Source organism: Pseudomonas sp. NPDC079367, from assembly GCF_044542195.1.
In the GTDB taxonomy this organism is placed as follows: domain Bacteria; phylum Pseudomonadota; class Gammaproteobacteria; order Pseudomonadales; family Pseudomonadaceae; genus Aquipseudomonas.
Genome location: NZ_JBITTW010000061.1, coordinates 1 through 16607 on the forward strand (window position 1 = coordinate 1; position 16607 = coordinate 16607).

At 58.9% G+C, this 16607-nt stretch carries 16 protein-coding genes; 10 read left to right on the top strand and 6 right to left on the bottom strand.

Going from position 1 to position 16607, the window contains the following annotated elements; all coding sequences use genetic code 11:
- A partial coding sequence (gene gcl / locus ACIGDJ_RS27200) for a glyoxylate carboligase (RefSeq protein ID WP_397504674.1) occupies nucleotides 1-1351 on the bottom strand: 1351 nt, incomplete at its 3' end.
- A gap of 268 nt (nucleotides 1352-1619) precedes the next feature.
- On the opposite strand from gcl, the gene ACIGDJ_RS27205 reads away from it, so the two are divergent.
- Nucleotides 1620-2060 carry a heme-binding protein gene (locus tag ACIGDJ_RS27205; protein WP_101158676.1) on the top strand — a complete coding sequence of 147 codons (441 nt, stop codon included), beginning with the start codon at nucleotides 1620-1622 and terminating at the stop codon, nucleotides 2058-2060.
- Nucleotides 2061-2158: 98 nt separating this feature from the next.
- Nucleotides 2159-3229 carry a hypothetical protein gene (locus ACIGDJ_RS27210; protein ID WP_312996918.1) on the top strand — a complete coding sequence of 357 codons (1071 nt, stop codon included), beginning with the start codon at nucleotides 2159-2161 and terminating at the stop codon, nucleotides 3227-3229.
- 163 nt (nucleotides 3230-3392) lie between these two features.
- Here ACIGDJ_RS27210 and ACIGDJ_RS27215 read toward each other — a convergent pair whose 3' ends face one another.
- Nucleotides 3393-3998: a TetR/AcrR family transcriptional regulator gene (locus ACIGDJ_RS27215; RefSeq protein ID WP_101158678.1), complete on the bottom strand. Its 606-nt coding sequence runs from the start codon at nucleotides 3996-3998 to the stop codon at nucleotides 3393-3395.
- A gap of 135 nt (nucleotides 3999-4133) precedes the next feature.
- Between ACIGDJ_RS27215 and ACIGDJ_RS27220 the strand changes: the two genes are divergently transcribed.
- Nucleotides 4134-5048, top strand: a complete 915-nt coding sequence (locus tag ACIGDJ_RS27220; protein WP_397480189.1) for a DUF808 domain-containing protein — start codon at nucleotides 4134-4136, stop codon at nucleotides 5046-5048.
- A 173-nt stretch (nucleotides 5049-5221) separates the two neighbouring features.
- On the opposite strand, the gene ACIGDJ_RS27225 is transcribed toward ACIGDJ_RS27220, so the two are convergent.
- Both ACIGDJ_RS27225 and ACIGDJ_RS27230 read right to left on the bottom strand, forming a co-directional pair.
- Nucleotides 5222-6010 (bottom strand): VacJ family lipoprotein, encoded by a 789-nt coding sequence (locus tag ACIGDJ_RS27225; RefSeq protein ID WP_101158680.1) that lies wholly within the window; start codon nucleotides 6008-6010, stop codon nucleotides 5222-5224.
- Nucleotides 6003-7301 carry a serine/threonine protein kinase gene (locus tag ACIGDJ_RS27230; protein WP_101158681.1) on the bottom strand — a complete coding sequence of 433 codons (1299 nt, stop codon included), beginning with the start codon at nucleotides 7299-7301 and terminating at the stop codon, nucleotides 6003-6005. The genes ACIGDJ_RS27225 and ACIGDJ_RS27230 overlap by 8 nt, the downstream gene beginning before the upstream one ends.
- A gap of 224 nt (nucleotides 7302-7525) precedes the next feature.
- Here ACIGDJ_RS27230 and ACIGDJ_RS27235 point away from each other — a divergent pair, with 224 nt between their 5' ends.
- Entirely contained in the window at nucleotides 7526-7894 is a 369-nt protein-coding gene (locus ACIGDJ_RS27235; protein WP_312996927.1) for a hypothetical protein, read from the top strand.
- A 93-nt stretch (nucleotides 7895-7987) separates the two neighbouring features.
- Here ACIGDJ_RS27235 and ACIGDJ_RS27240 read toward each other — a convergent pair whose 3' ends face one another.
- On the bottom strand, nucleotides 7988-9583 hold the full coding sequence (locus tag ACIGDJ_RS27240) for a beta (1-6) glucans synthase (protein ID WP_397480188.1): 1596 nt from the start codon (nucleotides 9581-9583) through the stop codon (nucleotides 7988-7990).
- A gap of 297 nt (nucleotides 9584-9880) precedes the next feature.
- On the opposite strand from ACIGDJ_RS27240, the gene ACIGDJ_RS27245 reads away from it, so the two are divergent.
- The 3 genes from ACIGDJ_RS27245 (at nucleotide 9881) to ACIGDJ_RS27255 (ending at nucleotide 12939) form a co-directional block, all read left to right on the top strand.
- Nucleotides 9881-10732: a glycine betaine ABC transporter substrate-binding protein gene (locus ACIGDJ_RS27245; RefSeq protein ID WP_101158684.1), complete on the top strand. Its 852-nt coding sequence runs from the start codon at nucleotides 9881-9883 to the stop codon at nucleotides 10730-10732.
- A gap of 240 nt (nucleotides 10733-10972) precedes the next feature.
- On the top strand, nucleotides 10973-11284 hold the full coding sequence (locus ACIGDJ_RS27250; protein ID WP_042607582.1) for a DUF485 domain-containing protein: 312 nt from the start codon (nucleotides 10973-10975) through the stop codon (nucleotides 11282-11284).
- A complete protein-coding gene (locus tag ACIGDJ_RS27255; RefSeq protein ID WP_397480187.1) occupies nucleotides 11281-12939 on the top strand; it encodes a cation acetate symporter in 1659 nt (552 codons plus the stop codon). The genes ACIGDJ_RS27250 and ACIGDJ_RS27255 overlap by 4 nt, the downstream gene beginning before the upstream one ends.
- A gap of 1060 nt (nucleotides 12940-13999) precedes the next feature.
- Here ACIGDJ_RS27255 and gltA read toward each other — a convergent pair.
- Nucleotides 14000-15289, bottom strand: a complete 1290-nt coding sequence (gltA, locus tag ACIGDJ_RS27260) for a citrate synthase (RefSeq protein WP_397504675.1) — start codon at nucleotides 15287-15289, stop codon at nucleotides 14000-14002.
- A gap of 363 nt (nucleotides 15290-15652) precedes the next feature.
- Here gltA and sdhC point away from each other — a divergent pair, with 363 nt between their 5' ends.
- The 3 genes from sdhC to ACIGDJ_RS27275 all read left to right on the top strand — a co-directional run.
- Nucleotides 15653-16027, top strand: coding sequence for a succinate dehydrogenase, cytochrome b556 subunit (gene sdhC / locus ACIGDJ_RS27265; RefSeq protein ID WP_016773673.1), 375 nt, complete (start codon nucleotides 15653-15655; stop codon nucleotides 16025-16027).
- Nucleotides 16021-16389: a succinate dehydrogenase, hydrophobic membrane anchor protein gene (sdhD, locus tag ACIGDJ_RS27270; RefSeq protein ID WP_008049683.1), complete on the top strand. Its 369-nt coding sequence runs from the start codon at nucleotides 16021-16023 to the stop codon at nucleotides 16387-16389. Before sdhC ends, sdhD begins: the two co-directional genes overlap by 7 nt.
- A 3-nt stretch (nucleotides 16390-16392) precedes the next feature.
- Nucleotides 16393-16607 (top strand): FAD-dependent oxidoreductase (locus ACIGDJ_RS27275; protein WP_397504677.1); only part of this gene is annotated, 215 nt, incomplete at its 3' end.

Consider the following 16607-nt stretch of genomic DNA (forward strand, 5'->3'; position numbering starts at 1 on the left):
CTTGCAAATCAAAGGCCCCCGACAGGCCCACGACATTACGGTTCGGAACGGCCATCACCACGCCCAGCGCCGCCGGAATGGTCCAGCCCAACGGGCCGGCCTGACCGCAGTTGATCCAGTGACGCGGCTTGTACACGTGCAGGAACTGCGCGCCGGCAATCTGCGACAGACCAATGGTGCTGACGTAGCAGGTGTCCTTGCCGAACACCTGGTTCATTTCTTCGTAAACGCGCTGCGGCTTGACCGGCACGTTGTCGAAGTGCGTCTTGCGATGCAGGCTGGCCTTGCGCTGCTGGCAATCCTGCAGCCAGGCGCTGCGGTTTTTCAGCTTGCCAGCGGCTTGCCATTCACGGGCCACTTCGATGAACACGGTCAGCGCTGCCGCAGCGTCGGAAACGATGCCCAGATCCGGCGTGAACACACGGCCGATCTGCGTGCCTTCGATGTCGACGTGAATGAACTTGCGACCTTCGGTGTACACGTCAACCGAACCGGTGTGGCGGTTGGCCCAACGGTTACCAATGCCCAGCACCACATCGGATTTGAGCATTGTCGCGTTGCCGTAACGGTGCGACGTCTGCAGACCGACCATGCCGACCATCAGCGGGTGATCGTCCGGGATAGTGCCCCAGCCCATCAGGGTCGGGATGACCGGGATGCCGGTCAGTTCGGCGAACTCGACCAGCAGATCGCTGGCATCGGCGTTGATGATGCCGCCACCGGCGACCAGCAACGGACGCTCGGCCTGATCCAGCAGCGCCAGAGCCTTCTCGACCTGCACGCGGGTCGCAGTCGGTTTGGCCAGTGGCAGCGGCTGGTAGGCGTCGATGTCGAATTCGATCTCGGCCATCTGCACGTCGAATGGCAGATCGATCAGCACCGGGCCTGGACGGCCGGAACGCATTTCGTAAAAAGCTTTCTGGAACGCGTAAGGCACCTGGCCCGGTTCCAGAACCGTGGTCGCCCACTTGGTGACTGGCTTGACGATGCTGGTGATGTCGACAGCCTGGAAGTCTTCCTTGTGCATACGGGCCCGGGGTGCCTGGCCGGTAATGCAGAGGATTGGAATCGAGTCGGCCGAGGCGCTGTAGAGCCCGGTGACCATGTCAGTACCGGCCGGGCCGGATGTACCGATGCACACGCCGATATTGCCGGCCTTGGTGCGGGTGTAGCCCTCGGCCATGTGCGAGGCGCCTTCAACGTGGCGAGCAAGGACGTGATCGATGCCACCGACCTTCTGCAAGGCGGAGTACAGCGGGTTGATCGCTGCGCCCGGGATGCCAAAAGCGGTATCGACCCCTTCACGGCGCATCACCAGAACGGCGGCTTCGATTGCTCTCATTTTGCTCATGGTTTTGTGCCTCTTTACGTTTTGTAATTGTATACAAGTGGCTTTGCGCAGAGTGTATTCACGGCGGACGGCGCAGGTCAATCCATTTTCTCAAGCGCCTGTTTCATTCGTCGCAAGCCCGTTGTGCTGTGGCTTTTCGTCGCATGTGGCGCTTTTCGAGAATTATTGTATACAAAAAAATAACTCATTGTGTTCTATTTGTGGCATCGGACTGCGGCACAGACGCGCAGTCCCACGACTTTCCCTATAACAAAATGAGGACGGCACCATGAGCGCTTTAACCTTGAAAGTCGCAGTCAACCTGGTCAGCGAAGCCATCAATGCAGGGCGCGGCATCAACGCCGCACCGCTGACCATCGCGGTGCTCGACACCGGCGGGCACCTGATCGCCCTGCAACGCGAAGACGGCGCCAGCCTGTTGCGCCCCGACATCGCCATCGGCAAAGCCTGGGGCGCCATCGCATTGGGCAAAGGCTCACGCCTGCTCGCCCAGGACGCCCAGCAACGCCCGGCCTTTTTTTCTTCGTTGAACAGCATGGGGCAGGGCAGCGTTGTGCCGGCGCCGGGTGGTGTGTTGATTCGCAATCAGGCGGGTGAAGTGCTGGGCGCGATCGGGATCAGTGGGGATTTGTCGGATGTGGATGAGCAAGTCGCGATCAGTGCGGTGGAGGCGCTGAAGTTACGCGCGGATGCGGGGGTAGCGGCCTGAGTGAGATAATTCACCACGACTGATGTGGTAATGATGACGAAGCGGGGCGGGGTCTATAGAATGCCGCCCCTCTCGTTTATGTATCAAGGAAGATTCGCGTGAAGACGCTATTTGCCCTCTCTCTGGCCACGGCCATGACCCTCTGTACTCCCGCCCTGCATGCGGCGCAAGCACCTGACGCCGACGAAATCGCGTTCAATGCGCTCAGCCCGGTGGTCTCTGCATTGATCAATGCAGACGATGCCCAGGAACTGATGGATCGTGCCGAAAAGCTCGAATCATCCGATACGTTGCAGGCCATTGCGGTGTATCTGGCCGCCACCCGTGAAGACCCCAAACAATTGCAGGCGCCTTATCAGGTCGCGGCGCTGTTTGCTCGGCGTGGTGATGACAAATTGGCCGAACGCTTTCTACGTGAAGCCGATGACCGCGGCCTGTGGTTCGGCCCGTTGATGGCCGGCGATGAAGACTTCGCCGATCTGCGCGAATCTGGCACCTATAAAAGCGTCCTGGCCAACGCTCAGGAGCGCTACAGCAAAATGGCCGTCGGCAAGGTTGGCGCGATCTCCGTGCTTGATCCGTCGGCCAGCATCCCCGTCCCCAAAGCCTGTCGGCCGGTGGTGGTCTGGCTCCACGGTTATGGCGTCAACGGCGAGCTTGATGAAGATTACCAACCGCTGGCCGACACCGGCGCAGTGATTCTGGGGATCAATGGCACAGAAATGATCAACGCGGTCGACAGCTTCCGTTGGATCGGCCCCGGCTTCGAAGGCACCCATCAAGCCGTGCAGAAGGGGCTCAAAACGTTGGAAGCCCAGCAATGCATCGACCGTAAACGCGTGTTCCTCATGGGCTTTTCGCAGGGCTCGCAACACGCCGGCGCTCTGTTGGCGCAGCACCCGGACGAATACGCCGGCGCGCTGCTGCTGTCACCCGGCGGCATGCAACCGACGCCCACCGAAAGCAAAGCGCGCGGCAAGCGTGTATTTGTCATCAACGGCAAAGAGGAAGGGCCACGCAATCAGCAGATGAGCGCCGATTTCCGTCAATTGTTCAGCGAAGGCAACGAAGTCAAATCCCGTGTCCATGAGGCTGGACACACCTTCCCCGACGACTGGAGCACTTCGCTGCCACAGGCACTGCGCTGGTTGATGGGGGAGGAGGCTTGAGCGCCAAGGGTCACTGCGAATGAGCAGGATATCCTTCTGATCATTGGCGCCTGATCGAAAGCCATCGCTGGCAGCTCCCGCAGGATTCTCTGTCGTATTGAGATGTTGTAACCAATACAAAGCCCTGTGGGAGCTGGCTTGCCAGCGATAGCGGTAAGTCTGTTCAGTCCGGCTCACACCCCTTCAACACCAACCGGATGATCGTCTGCGCTGCCGCTTCATAATCGGCTTCATCGAGCTTGTCTTTCCCGGTCACTGCAGAAATCTGCCAGTCGAAGTCGGCATAGGTCTGGGTGGCGGCCCAAATGCTGAACATCAGGTGGTTGGGGTCGATCGGGGCGATCTGGCCGCGGTCGATCCAGCTCTGGATGCAGGCGATGTTGTGCTTGGCCTGGCTGTTGAGCTGCTCGACCAGGTCGGCGCTCAGATGCGGGGCGCCGTGCATGATCTCGCTGGCAAACACCTTGGACGCGTAGGGCAGGTCGCGGGAGATGCGGATCTTCGAGCGGATGTAGCCACTCAGCACCTCGCTCGGCACGCCGTCCGGGTTGAACGGGGTCGAGGCCTGAAGAATCGGCTCGATGATGCTTTCCAGCACCTCGCGATAGAGGTTTTCCTTGGATTTGAAGTAGTAGTAGACGTTGGGCTTGGGCAATCCCGCCTTGGCGGCGATGTCGCTGGTTTTGGTCGCCGCAAAGCCCTTGTCGGCAAACTCTTCGCTGGCGGCGCGCAGGATCAGTTCTTTGTTTCGCTCGCGGATTGTGCTCATAAACCCGGTGGTTCCTTGCCTGTTCTGGCGGTGGCGCATGGTAGCACCGGCCTTGAGCGGCGCTCAACAATGCAGCCTGTGGCTGGCGGTCGCGCTATGCTTGGCAACATTCATACACAGAAGGAAACAGGATTCATGGCAGGAAGCAGTTTGCTGGTGCTGATCGATGACATCGCCACCGTTCTGGATGACGTTGCATTGATGACGAAAATGGCCGCGAAGAAGACTGCCGGGGTGCTGGGTGATGATCTTGCGCTCAATGCCCAGCAGGTTTCGGGCGTGCGCGCCGAGCGGGAAATTCCCGTGGTCTGGGCGGTGGCCAAGGGCTCGTTCGTCAACAAACTGATCCTCGTGCCGTCGGCGCTGGCGATCAGCGCCTTCGTGCCATGGCTGGTAACGCCGCTGTTGATGGTCGGCGGTGCGTATTTGTGCTTCGAAGGTTTCGAGAAGCTTGCGCACAAGTTCTTGCACAGCAAAGAGGAAGACGCAGCCGGGCATGCGCAGTTGACCGAAGCCGTCGCCGATCCGGCCACCGATCTGGTGGCGTATGAAAAGGACAAGATCAAAGGCGCGATCCGCACCGACTTCATCCTCTCGGCGGAAATCATCGCCATCACCCTCGGCACCGTGGCCGACGCCTCGCTGACCCAGCAAGTGGTGGTCATGTCCGGCATCGCGATTGTCATGACCGTGGGCGTTTACGGTTTGGTGGCGGGTATTGTCAAACTCGACGATCTGGGTCTGTGGCTGACGCAGAAGCCCGGGCAGATGGCGAAAAAGATTGGCAGCGGCATTCTCAGCGCCGCGCCGTACATGATGAAAACCCTGTCGGTGGTCGGTACGGCGGCGATGTTCCTGGTTGGCGGCGGCATCCTTACCCATGGCGTGCCGGTGCTGCATCACTGGATCGAAGGCGTCGGCGCAGCGGCGGGCAGTGCCGGGTTCGCCGTGCCGATGCTGCTCAACGGTGTTGCGGGGATCATTGCCGGTGCGGTGGTGTTGGCGGTGGTGACTGTCGTGGGCAAGCTCTGGCGCGCAATCAGAAGCTGAACATGAAACCTGTGGGAGCGGGCTTGCTCGCGAATGCGGAACGCCAGTCGACATGGATATTGACTGATCCACCGTATTCGTGAGCAAGCCCGCTCCCACATTCTGATTTGTGTTGAGCCACAAAAAAGGGCCATTCGACGTGCATCGAATGGCCCTTTTTGTACCCGCCGAGATTACTCGGCGATCTGCAGCTTGCGCGCCTCGGTGTAGACGTACCGCACTTTCTCGTACTCGAACGGCGAGTTCATCTGGCCGTAACGGAAACTGGTCTGGTAGCGCTTGTCGATTGCACGCAAGGCCCAGACTTCCGGATGGTTGGAGCTGACTTCCGCGACATTGAGGAAATTGATCGCGGTGTCGGCGGTGTAGTCCACGGCCAGACCCGCGGTGTCGCGGATGTTCGACGGGCCGAAGATCGGCAGTACGAAGTAGGCGCCGCCCGGTACGCCGTAGAAACCCAGGGTCTGACCGAAGTCTTCGTTCTGGCGTGGCAGGCCCATGGCGGTGGCCGGGTCCCACAGGCCGGCGATGCCGATCGTGGTGTTGAGCAACAGGCGCGCAGTGGTTTCCATCGAGCGCTGGCCCTTGAACTGCAACAGGCTGTTGACCAGATTCGGCACGTCGCCAATGTTGTTGAAGAAGTTGCTCACCCCGGTGCGCACAAAGCTTGGCGTGATATAGCGATAGCCATCGACGACCGGCAGGAACACCCATTGGTCGAAGCGGTAATTGAAGTGGTAAACCCGGCGGTTCCACGATTCCAGCGGGTCATAAACGTTCAGCGCGTTGAGCGTCGAGCGCTCGAACTCGCGCTGGTCCAGGCCCGGGTTGAATTTGAGTTTGGTCAGCGGTTCCTTGAAGCCGTCGCTGTCGACCACCACCGGTGCATCGGCTTTGCTGTTGTCGGCCTGGGCCACGCCTGCACAGAGGAGCGCTGCAATCAGCAGGAGATATTTAGCCACGGAAGAACTCCAGCATGGCGTCGCTGTTGACGCGGTAGTTAAGGTTGCCGCAGTGGCCGCCCAGTGGGTAAACGGTCAGGCGATCACCGAAGGTTTTACGCAAAAAGCCCAAATCGCCAGGGCCGAGGATGACGTCGTCGGCGTTGTGCATCACGGCGATTTTCGGGCTGTCGTGCAGATAATCCTTGAGTGCATACAGGCTGACCTGATCGATCAGTTGCAGCAGGCTGCCGCCGTCGGTTCGCGCACGCCACATCGGAATAACCTGTTCGGTGATGTAGCAGTCGAAGTCGCATTGCAGCGCACGCTTGAGGAACGGCGTGAGGCTGGTGCCTTCGGTAATCGGGAATTTCGGCGGGGTGATCAGGCCACGACGGTTGACCAGGTCCGAGGTGTAGGCAATATCGGCCGCCGAGAAGCGGAACGACGTGCCGATGAGCATGGCCATCTGTTCGTTGGTCAGGTGCTGCTTGGACTGCTGGAAGTCATACAGCAGCGCATCGTTGAGGTCGATGTAACCTTTCTGCTGGAAGTAGCGGGTCAGCTTGGTCAGCACCAGTTCGTAGAACGTGGTGCTGCTGTTGATGCCCTTGACCTCGGTCTGCACCAGCTTGTCGAGGTTGGTCACCGAGGTATAGAGATTGACCGGCGGGTTGAGCAGCAGGACTTTCTTGAAGTTGAAGCTGCGGCGGGTCTCGTCCAGATGCGCGACGAACGCGGCATCGAGAGCGCCGAGGCTGTAACCGGTCAGGTAGTACTCGGTCACCGGCAGTTTCGGGTTTTGCGCGCGGACCGCCTGCATCACCCGGTACATGTCTTCGGCGTCTTCCTTGGTCACGCCCGGGGTGGCGAAACGCGAGGCGGCGCTGATGAAGTCGAAGCTGGTCGGCGAAGACAGCTGCACGACGTGGTAGCCGGCCTTGTAATAAAGCTTTTTCAGGTATTCGTTGAGCGTGCTGTCAAAGCGCGCGCCAGTGCCGGCGATCAGGAAGATCAGCGGCGCCGGTTTGTCCTGCGTGGCGATGCGATAGGTGAGCTTTTTGACTGCCCAGAAATTGTCCGGCAGCTGGAACTCGCGCTCCGGGCGCAGGGTGAGGCTGCGGTCCGTTTGATTGATGTCGTCGTCCAGCGGCAGCTCCGGACGCAGATCCGGTGGTGTCGTGGCGATCGTCGCCTCGAACGGGTTGGTCAGCGGGTAGCCATAGCTGGCGGCGTCGATATCCACCGCCAGCGCGGACGCACTCAAGATAAGGCCGCTGAACAGCGCGGCGAAGCGCAAGGAACGGAGCATGACTAGATCCCTTAGAGGAAGGTGCCGATTGAAGTTCGCAGGCTATGACCACCGGCCGTGCGCCAAAGTGCCATGCTGCGGCACCAAACAGGCGGAATTCGGAGTAATAGTAGCTGGACGATACACTTTGCACGGCCTCAATGAACAGTTAAGTGTTGTTAGCGCTTGCGTATGCAGGGCGGCAGATTAAGCTGGCGGCCGATTTCCGTAGATTGGAGTGCTTCATGTCCCGCCGCTTGCCTGTGATTGTGCTGCTCGTTTTGTTGCCGCTGTGGCTGGCCGCCAGTTATGCCGCGCGTTATGGCTTTATGGAAGACGGCCAGTGGGTCGGCATCTGCGTTGACGAGGCCAGCCGTTGGGAGTGCGTGGTGCGCTCGAACCTCGGATTGATGATCCATTTCAAGGTGCTGGGCTGGGCAGCGGTGGGCATGGCGCTGATCGGTTTTGTCGTGCCGGGGCGGGGAGGATGGTGGCTGGCGGTGCTGGCGCTGGTGTTCGGGATGCCGGCATTGGCGTTGTACAACACCACCTTGGCGGTGTTTGCGGTGGTAATTGCCGGGTTGCGCCTGGTCAGATCCTCACGCGGTGCGTGATTTGAGAGATCGCAGCCTTCGGCAGCACCTACAATGGCACGCCCTGCATCTGTAGGAACTGCCGAAGGCTGCGATCTTTTGATCTTGCTCTGGTCAGCCCTTGCGAACCCGCAAACAGCGCCACAATGCCACCACCATCAAGCCACTGACCAGCGCCCAACCCCAGGCCTGCTGATTCAGCAACCCTTCCTGATACAACTGCGGCGCAATCCCGGCACCGACGATAAACGCCAGCAAGGCGATCTCCCGACGCGGCACGCTCACCGGCCGGCACAGGTACACCAGCGCCGGCAGCACGAACGCCATGCTGGCGAAACTGCGATAGCGCGGATCGAAGACCATCTCCAGCACCATCACCGCAGCGGCAAAACCGGCCGCCGCGACCAGCCAGCCGGCGCGACGCTCGAGAAAATCGAATGCTCGCGCGCGCCAACCGATACGTGCACTCAACGTCAGCGCGGCATGCGCGAGCACCAACAGATTCAGCCCGGTCAGCAAGCCGACCCACAGCCATTCGCCAGCAAATCGCGTGGTCAGCCGCGCCAGATCAGCCCAGGCGCCAATTGAACAAGCAGCGACGGCACCGAGCAATGGCAGCAGCAGTGCCGAGCGCACGGTGCGAACGCGTCCACCTAGAATCAACGTACCGAGAAAAATCACAGCGCCAACCGCCAGCCATTCTTTCCAGTACGGCACGTTGCTCACCGGCCCGGCGAGCACGCCTTTGTCCTGCCGATCGGCATCGAACAGCCCCCAATAACCGCCGACGGCGCCTTCACTGCCGCGCTTCCATGGCTGATCGAAGGCTTCGATGAGGTTGTAACGCCAGCCTTCCTGCTCGGCCATCGTCACAAACCCACGAATGAATTTCGCCTCGTTGACCCGGCTCGGCACGGCGGTTTCGCGCTGACGGCCTTCGCTCGGCCAGCCGGTTTCGCCGATCATCACGTCTTTGGGGGCGAATTTGTTGCCGAACACCTGGCGCACATCCGCCACATGCCGCAGCGCGACGTCGATGTTCGAGGGATCGTCTTCCCAGTACGGCAGCAAATGGATAGTGAGGAAATCCACGGCCGGGGCAATTTCCGGGTGCTTGAGCCAGAATTCCCAGACATCGGCGTAAGTCACCGGTTGCTTGACCTGGCTTTTGACCTTGTCGATCAGCCGGGCCAGTTGCGCGCCAGTAACCTCTTTGCGCAGCAGCGCCTCGTTGCCGACGATGACTGCCGTGACCACGTCGGGGTTGGCGTTGGCGGATTTGATCAGCAGCTCGACTTCCTGCTCGGTATCCACAGGGTTGCTGTTGACCCAGGCGCCGATCATCAACTTCAGACCGTGTTTGCGCGCAAGATCGGGCAGGGCGTCGAGGCCGGTCATCGAATAGGTGCGGATACATTCAAAGCGCGTTGCCAGTAGCGCAAGGTCGGCATCCATGCGCTCAGGGCGCAATTTGAATGGCACGTCGAACGGCGACTGGTCCTTGTCGAACGGCGTGTACGAGGCGCATTGCAGCTTGTGCGTCGGCGTCGCGGCGTCCGGCAGGATCACCGGTTGGCCGAGGCCATACCAGAAACCGCCAAGGGCCAGGAGCCCGAGCAGACAGGCGAACAGATAAGGCACAAAAGGAAATCGGTACGTCGCGGACATGATCAGGCCGAGTGGCTGCAAAGCGACGCATGTTACCTGCATTTATAGAAAGGCAGGTGGCCTGCAGGCGTTATACATGCAAAGTTCGGGCGGATTGTCTGGCGTCAATTAATCTCGCTTGATTAATGGCTTTCTGATGTCGTTTCTCGCTGCCTTGAGGTCGCTGACAGAGCAGGTCGCCGGCCGCTTGAGGTTGATGATCAAACTATCAGTACCCTTTTTGAAAAATCGGCTGATGTTCGGTGTGTGAGGTCCGGCGTGATGGGGGCGCTGTGCACCATAACAATACGTTGACGATGCCCGGCATCCGTCGGGCGCAGCATTTCGGGGAAGTAAACGATGAAGATGCGACGACTTTTAGGCGCAGGTGCCGCTCTGGCGCTTGCGATGAGTTCCACTTTCGCCAACGCTGAAAAACAGACCCTGAACATCGGTTACGTTGACGGCTGGTCCGACAGCGTCGCGACCACTCACGTTGCGGCCGAGGTGATCAAACAGAAACTCGGTTATGACGTGAAGCTGCAGGCCGTCGCCACCGGGATCATGTGGCAGGGCGTGGCCACCGGCAAACTCGATGCCATGCTCTCGGCCTGGCTGCCCGTGACCCACGGTGACTATTGGACGAAAAACAAGGATCAGGTCGTCGATTACGGCCCGAACTTCAAGGACGCGAAGATCGGCCTGATCGTACCCGAGTATGTCAAAGCCAAATCGATTGAAGACCTGAAGACTGACGACACCTTCAAAAACCGTATTGTCGGCATCGACGCCGGTTCAGGCGTGATGCTCAAGACCGATCAGGCGATCAAGGATTACGGCCTGGACAAATACAGCCTCAAGGCCAGTTCCGGCGCCGGCATGATTGCCGAGCTGACCCGCGCCGAGAAGAAAAACGAATCCATCGCCGTCACCGGTTGGGTGCCGCACTGGATGTTCGCCAAATGGAAACTGCGCTTCCTCGACGACCCGAAAGGCGTGTATGGCCAGGCTGAAACGGTGAACAGCATCGGCAGCAAAGGCCTGGACGCCAAGGCGCCGGAAGTGGCCAAGTTCCTGAAAAACTTCCAGTGGGCGTCGAAAGACGAAATCGGCGAAGTCATGCTGGCGATTCAGGACGGCGCCAAGCCTGATGCAGCGGCCAAGGATTGGGTGGCCAAACACCCGGAACGTGTAGCTGACTGGACCAAATAACAGCTTCACCGCCTAACTCTGTGGGAGCGGGCTTGCTCGCGAAAGCGGTCTGTCAGTTGACTGATGTGTTGACTGATACGGCGCCTTCGCGAGCAAGCTCGCTCCCACAGTTGTTTTTGGGTGTCCGGTAAATGGCAAAAACATCATGGCCATCTACTACTAAGGTCGTCTGGAACCTCTCTCGCAGCCGCATACATTAGCTACGTTCCAACAATAATCTGTGCTGCGAGGATAAAAACAATGAACGACAGCATTTACCTCTCGATTCAAAACAGTCCCCGATTCAAGGAGCTGGTTCAGAAAAGGGAACGATTCGCCTGGATTCTCTCGGCAATCATGCTTGGGCTGTACTCCGCATTCATCCTGCTGATCGCCTACGGGCCGCATGTTCTCGGTGCGAAACTCAGTCCTGAATCTTCGATCACCTGGGGCATCCCGATCGGTGTTGGCCTGATCCTTTCGGCTTTCGTCCTGACCGGCATCTACGTGCGCCGCGCCAATGGCGAGTTCGACGACCTGAACAATGCGATTCTCAAGGAGGCTCAGCAATGATCCGGCGTCTACTTGCTGTATTGAGTGTTGCGGCTTTCGCACCAAGTGTCTGGGCGGCTGATGCGTTGACGGGGGAGGTGGCCAAACAGCCGCTGAACATCCCGGCGATCCTGATGTTCGTGGCCTTCGTCGGCGCGACGCTGTACATCACCTACTGGGCGTCGAAGAAAAACAATTCGGCTGCCGATTATTATGCGGCAGGCGGCAAGATCACCGGTTTCCAGAACGGCCTGGCAATTGCCGGTGACTACATGTCGGCGGCGTCCTTTCTGGGCATTTCCGCGCTGGTGTTCACCTCCGGCTACGATGGCCTGATCTACTCGATCGGCTTTCTGGTGGGCTGGCCGATCATTCTGTTCCTGATCGCCGAACGCCTGCGCAACCTGGGCAAGTACACCTTTGCCGACGTGGCGTCCTACCGCCTCGGGCAAACCCAGATTCGCACGCTGTCGGCCTGCGGCTCGCTGGTGGTGGTGGCGTTCTACCTGATCGCGCAGATGGTCGGTGCCGGCAAGCTGATCCAGCTGCTGTTCGGTCTCGATTACCACGTTGCGGTGATTCTGGTCGGCGTGCTGATGTGCATGTACGTGCTGTTCGGCGGCATGCTCGCGACCACGTGGGTGCAGATCATCAAAGCAGTCCTGCTGCTGTCCGGCGCCTCATTCATGGCGCTGATGGTAATGAAACACGTCGGCTTCGACTTCAACACGCTGTTCTCCGAAGCGATCAAGGTGCACGCCAAGGGCGAAGCGATCATGAGCCCGGGTGGTCTGGTCAAGGATCCGATCTCGGCGTTCTCGCTGGGTCTGGCGCTGATGTTCGGTACCGCTGGCCTGCCACACATTCTGATGCGCTTCTTCACCGTGAGTGACGCAAAAGAAGCGCGCAAAAGCGTGCTGTACGCTACCGGTTTCATTGGTTACTTCTACATCCTGACTTTCATTATCGGCTTCGGCGCGATCCTGCTGGTCAGCACCAACCCGGCCTTCAAAGATGCTGCGGGCGCGTTGCTCGGCGGCAACAACATGGCGGCGGTGCATCTGGCCAACGCGGTAGGTGGCAGCATTTTCCTCGGCTTCATCTCGGCGGTAGCGTTCGCGACCATTCTCGCGGTGGTGGCTGGCCTGACCCTGGCCGGTGCTTCGGCGGTGTCCCATGACCTGTATGCCAGTGTGATCAAGAAGGGCAAGGCCAACGAGAAGGATGAGATTCGCGTGTCGAAGATCACCACCATCGCTCTGGCGGTGCTGGCGATTGGTCTGGGCATTCTGTTCGAAAGTCAGAACATTGCGTTCATGGTTGGCCTGGCGTTCTCGATCGCGGCGAGCTGCAACTTCCCGGTACTGCTGCTTTCGATGTACTGGAAGAAGCTGACCACTCGCGGCGCAATGATTGGCGGCTGGCTGGGTCTGATCAGTGCCGTGGGCCTGATGATCCTTGGCCCGACCATCTGGGTGCAGATTCTGCATCATGAGAAGGCGATCTTCCCTTACGAGTATCCAGCGCTGTTCTCGATGATCATTGCCTTTATCGGGATCTGGTTCTTCTCGATTACCGACAAGTCGGCGGCAGCGGACAATGAGCGGGCGCTGTTCTTCCCGCAGTTTGTGCGTTCGCAGACCGGATTGGGGGCGAGTGGGGCGGTTTCGCACTAAGAGATCAGATGTAAGCTTCTAGCTTCAAGCTGCAAGCTTGAAGAAAACGCCCTGGTTGAGAGATTGGGGCGTTTTTTTGTGGGCGGTTATCGGGTGGTTTTGGGTTTATATCCGTTGCTGCGGTAGCGGCGGCTTAGGGTTTCGCCCTTACGGCGAGTCACCTTTTTCAGACGCCAAAAAGGTAACCCAAAAGGCTTGCTCCTACGTTCGGCCCTCGCAGGCTCGGGTTCCTTCGCTGCGGGATCGATCCAGGCGCAGCGGCTACGGTTTGCTTCGCTGCACCTCCTTCCGCTGTGTTCGACTTCGTCGAACGGTCGCTGCGCTCCCACGCCCGGATCAATCCCTCCACTCAGCCTTCCGACGTCGCCGGTGGATCAAGATCAAAAGCACTCGAGCTTGCGCTCATTGTTGAGTGGTGCGGCTTCGCCGCGGGCAGCTGCGCTGCCTTGCTTTTTGCTTTTTGTGGGAGCGAGCCTGCTCGCGAAGGCGGCCTGACAGCCGACCTGGTCTTGTAGCACGCGATCCGACTGTAGGAGCTGCCGAAGGCTGCGATCTTTTGATCTGGCTTTTGCTTTTGCTTTTGCTTCGGCTCTGGCTCTGGCTCTGGCTCTGGCTCTGGCTCTGGCTCTGGCTCTGGATTTTGCTTTTGCTGTTGCTTTTGATTCGGTTTTTGATCTCTTGCCCCTTCGGCAGGCTTCGTTACGGGATCGATCCGGGTGTGGGAGCGCAGCGACCGTACGACGCAGTCGTACACAGCGGAAGGAGGTGCAGCGAAGCAAACCGTAGCCGCTGCGCCCGGATCGGTCCCGTAACGAAGGAACCCCGAGCTTTAGCGAGCGGGCCGCACGCCGGGGCAAAGCCTTTTGCTTACTTTTCGGCGTTTGGAAAAGTGAGTCGCTGTAAGAGCGAACCCTTAAGAAGCCGTTACCGCAGCAACGGATATGCCCCCAGAATCCAAGAACCAGTCGGCCCGAAGGCCGCTGAGACCACAAACAAAAACGGCCTCTATATAAGAGGCCGTTCCTGACACACCACTAAACCATCACAAAAAGAAAAAACCTTATTTGCGATCTTCCAGCGAAGTAATGTCACGCGACTCATAACCCGTGTACAGCTGGCGTGGACGGCCAATCTTGTACGGGCTCGAGAGCATTTCCTTCCAGTGCGAAATCCAGCCCACAGTACGTGCCAGAGCGAAAATCACCGTGAACATGCTGGTCGGAATGCCGATCGCCTTGAGGATGATCCCCGAGTAGAAGTCGACGTTCGGGTACAGCGAGCGCTCGATGAAGTACGGGTCGGTCAACGCGATCTCTTCCAGGCGCATGGCCAGTTCGAGTTGCGGATCGTTGTTGATGCCCAGTTCCTTCAACACTTCGTCGCAGGTCTGCTTCATGACAGTCGCGCGAGGGTCGCGGTTCTTGTAGACGCGGTGACCGAAGCCCATCAACTTGAACGGATCGTTCTTGTCCTTGGCCTTGGCGATGAACTTGTCGATGTTCGACACATCGCCAATCTCGTCGAGCATGGTCAGCACGGCTTCGTTCGCACCGCCGTGGGCAGGGCCCCACAGTGCGGCGATACCGGCGGCGATACAGGCGAACGGGTTGGCACCCGAAGAGCCGGCCAGACGCACGGTGGAGGTCGAAGCGTTCTGCTCGTGGTCGGGGTGGAGGATGAAGATCCGGTCCATGGCCTTGGCGAGTACCGGGCTGATCGGTTTGATCTCGCACGGGGTGTTGAACATCATGTGCAGGAAGTTTTCCGCGTACGTCAGGTCGTTGCGCGGGTACATCATGGGTTGGCCCATGGAGTACTTGTAAACCATCGCTGCCAGGGTCGGCATCTTCGCAACCAGACGGATCGCGGAAATTTCGCGATGCTGCGGGTTATTGATGTCCAGGGAGTCGTGGTAGAAGGCCGAGAGGGCGCCGACTACACCGCACATGACGGCCATCGGGTGGGCGTCGCGACGGAAACCGTTAAAGAAGGTTTTCAGCTGCTCGTGAACCATGGTGTGGTTTTTCACGGTGCTGACGAACTGGGCCTTCTGTTCTGCGGTCGGCAATTCGCCGTTGAGCAGCAGGTAGCAGGTTTCCAGGTAGTCCGACTTTTCAGCCAGCTGTTCGATCGGGTAGCCGCGGTGCAACAAAATGCCGTTGTCGCCGTCGATATAGGTAATTTTCGATTCGCACGAAGCGGTCGACATGAAACCCGGGTCGAAAGTGAAGCGGCCCGTGGCCGTCAGGCCCCGAACATCGATTACATCGGGACCAACGGTGCCGGTTAAAATGGGCAGCTCGACGGGGGCTGCGCCCTCGATGATCAACTGCGCTTTTTTGTCAGCCATGTGGCCTCCTATTTATGCTTGAACCATCAGACAGACCCCCCACGCAGGGCCCGCACCACTATAGTGAGATAAATTCGAATGTCAATTTGCCTAAAGTCTTGCTCCAGAAGGCTTTAAGCCGACTTTTTCCTCGAAATTGCCTGCCATTTACGCCTTTTATGCAACTTGTGCAATCCGCTATTGGGGGTAGGTGAACGCGTTGTCATTAGTAGCCTAACTGTCTATACTCGGCCACCGACCGCCAAGGGCTTTTGGGCTTGCTTTCATTGGGGGTCGCATCCCTGGGTGGTGGTTACCTGACCAGTGCACTCCCCAACAACTTTGCCCTGATTGTTAGGGGCTCTTCAGTGTGAAAAAAAAGCCGTGAAAAGCCAACGACCTGTAAACCTAGACCTAAGGACCATCAAACTCCCAGTCACTGCTTACACGTCCATTCTTCACCGTATCTCCGGTGTCATCCTCTTCGTGTGCCTTGCCATCATGCTTTATGCATTGGACAAGTCGCTGAGCTCCGAGGAAGGCTTCGGTCAGGTGAAAGCGTGTCTGACCAGTCCGCTAGCCAAGCTAGTGATTTGGGGCATCCTGTCCGCTCTGCTGTATCACCTGGTAGCCGGTGTGCGCCACTTGATCATGGACATGGGCATCGGTGAGACGCTGGAAGGCGGCAAACTGGGCTCGAAAATCGTTATCGCCGTTTCCGTGGTGGTAATCGTTCTGGCAGGAGTCTGGATATGGTAACTAACGTCACTAACCTGTCGCGTTCGGGCCTCTATGACTGGATGGCACAGCGTGTGTCTGCGGTCGTTCTCGCGGCTTACTTCATCTTTCTGATCGGATACATCGTCGCCAACCCTGGCCTCGAGTATGCCCAGTGGCATGAACTGTTCGCTCACAACGGAATGCGTATTTTCAGCCTGCTGGCCCTTGTTGCTCTGGGCGCTCACGCCTGGGTCGGCATGTGGACCATCGCGACCGACTACCTGACGCCAATGGCGTTCGGCAAGTCCGCAACGGCGATACGTTTCCTTTTCCAGGCAGTATGCGGCGTTGCGATGTTCGCTTACTTCGTCTGGGGTGTGCAGATTCTCTGGGGTATCTGATTCATGGCTAACATTCCAACGATTTCTTTCGACGCCATCATTATTGGTGGTGGCGGTGCCGGCATGCGCGCTGCGCTGCAGCTGGCACAGGGCGGCCACAAGACTGCGGTGATCACCAAGGTTTTCCCGACCCGTTCGCACACTGTGTCCGCACAGGGCGGCATCACGTGCGCCATCGCTTCCGCCGACCCGAACGATGACTGGCGCTGGCACATGTA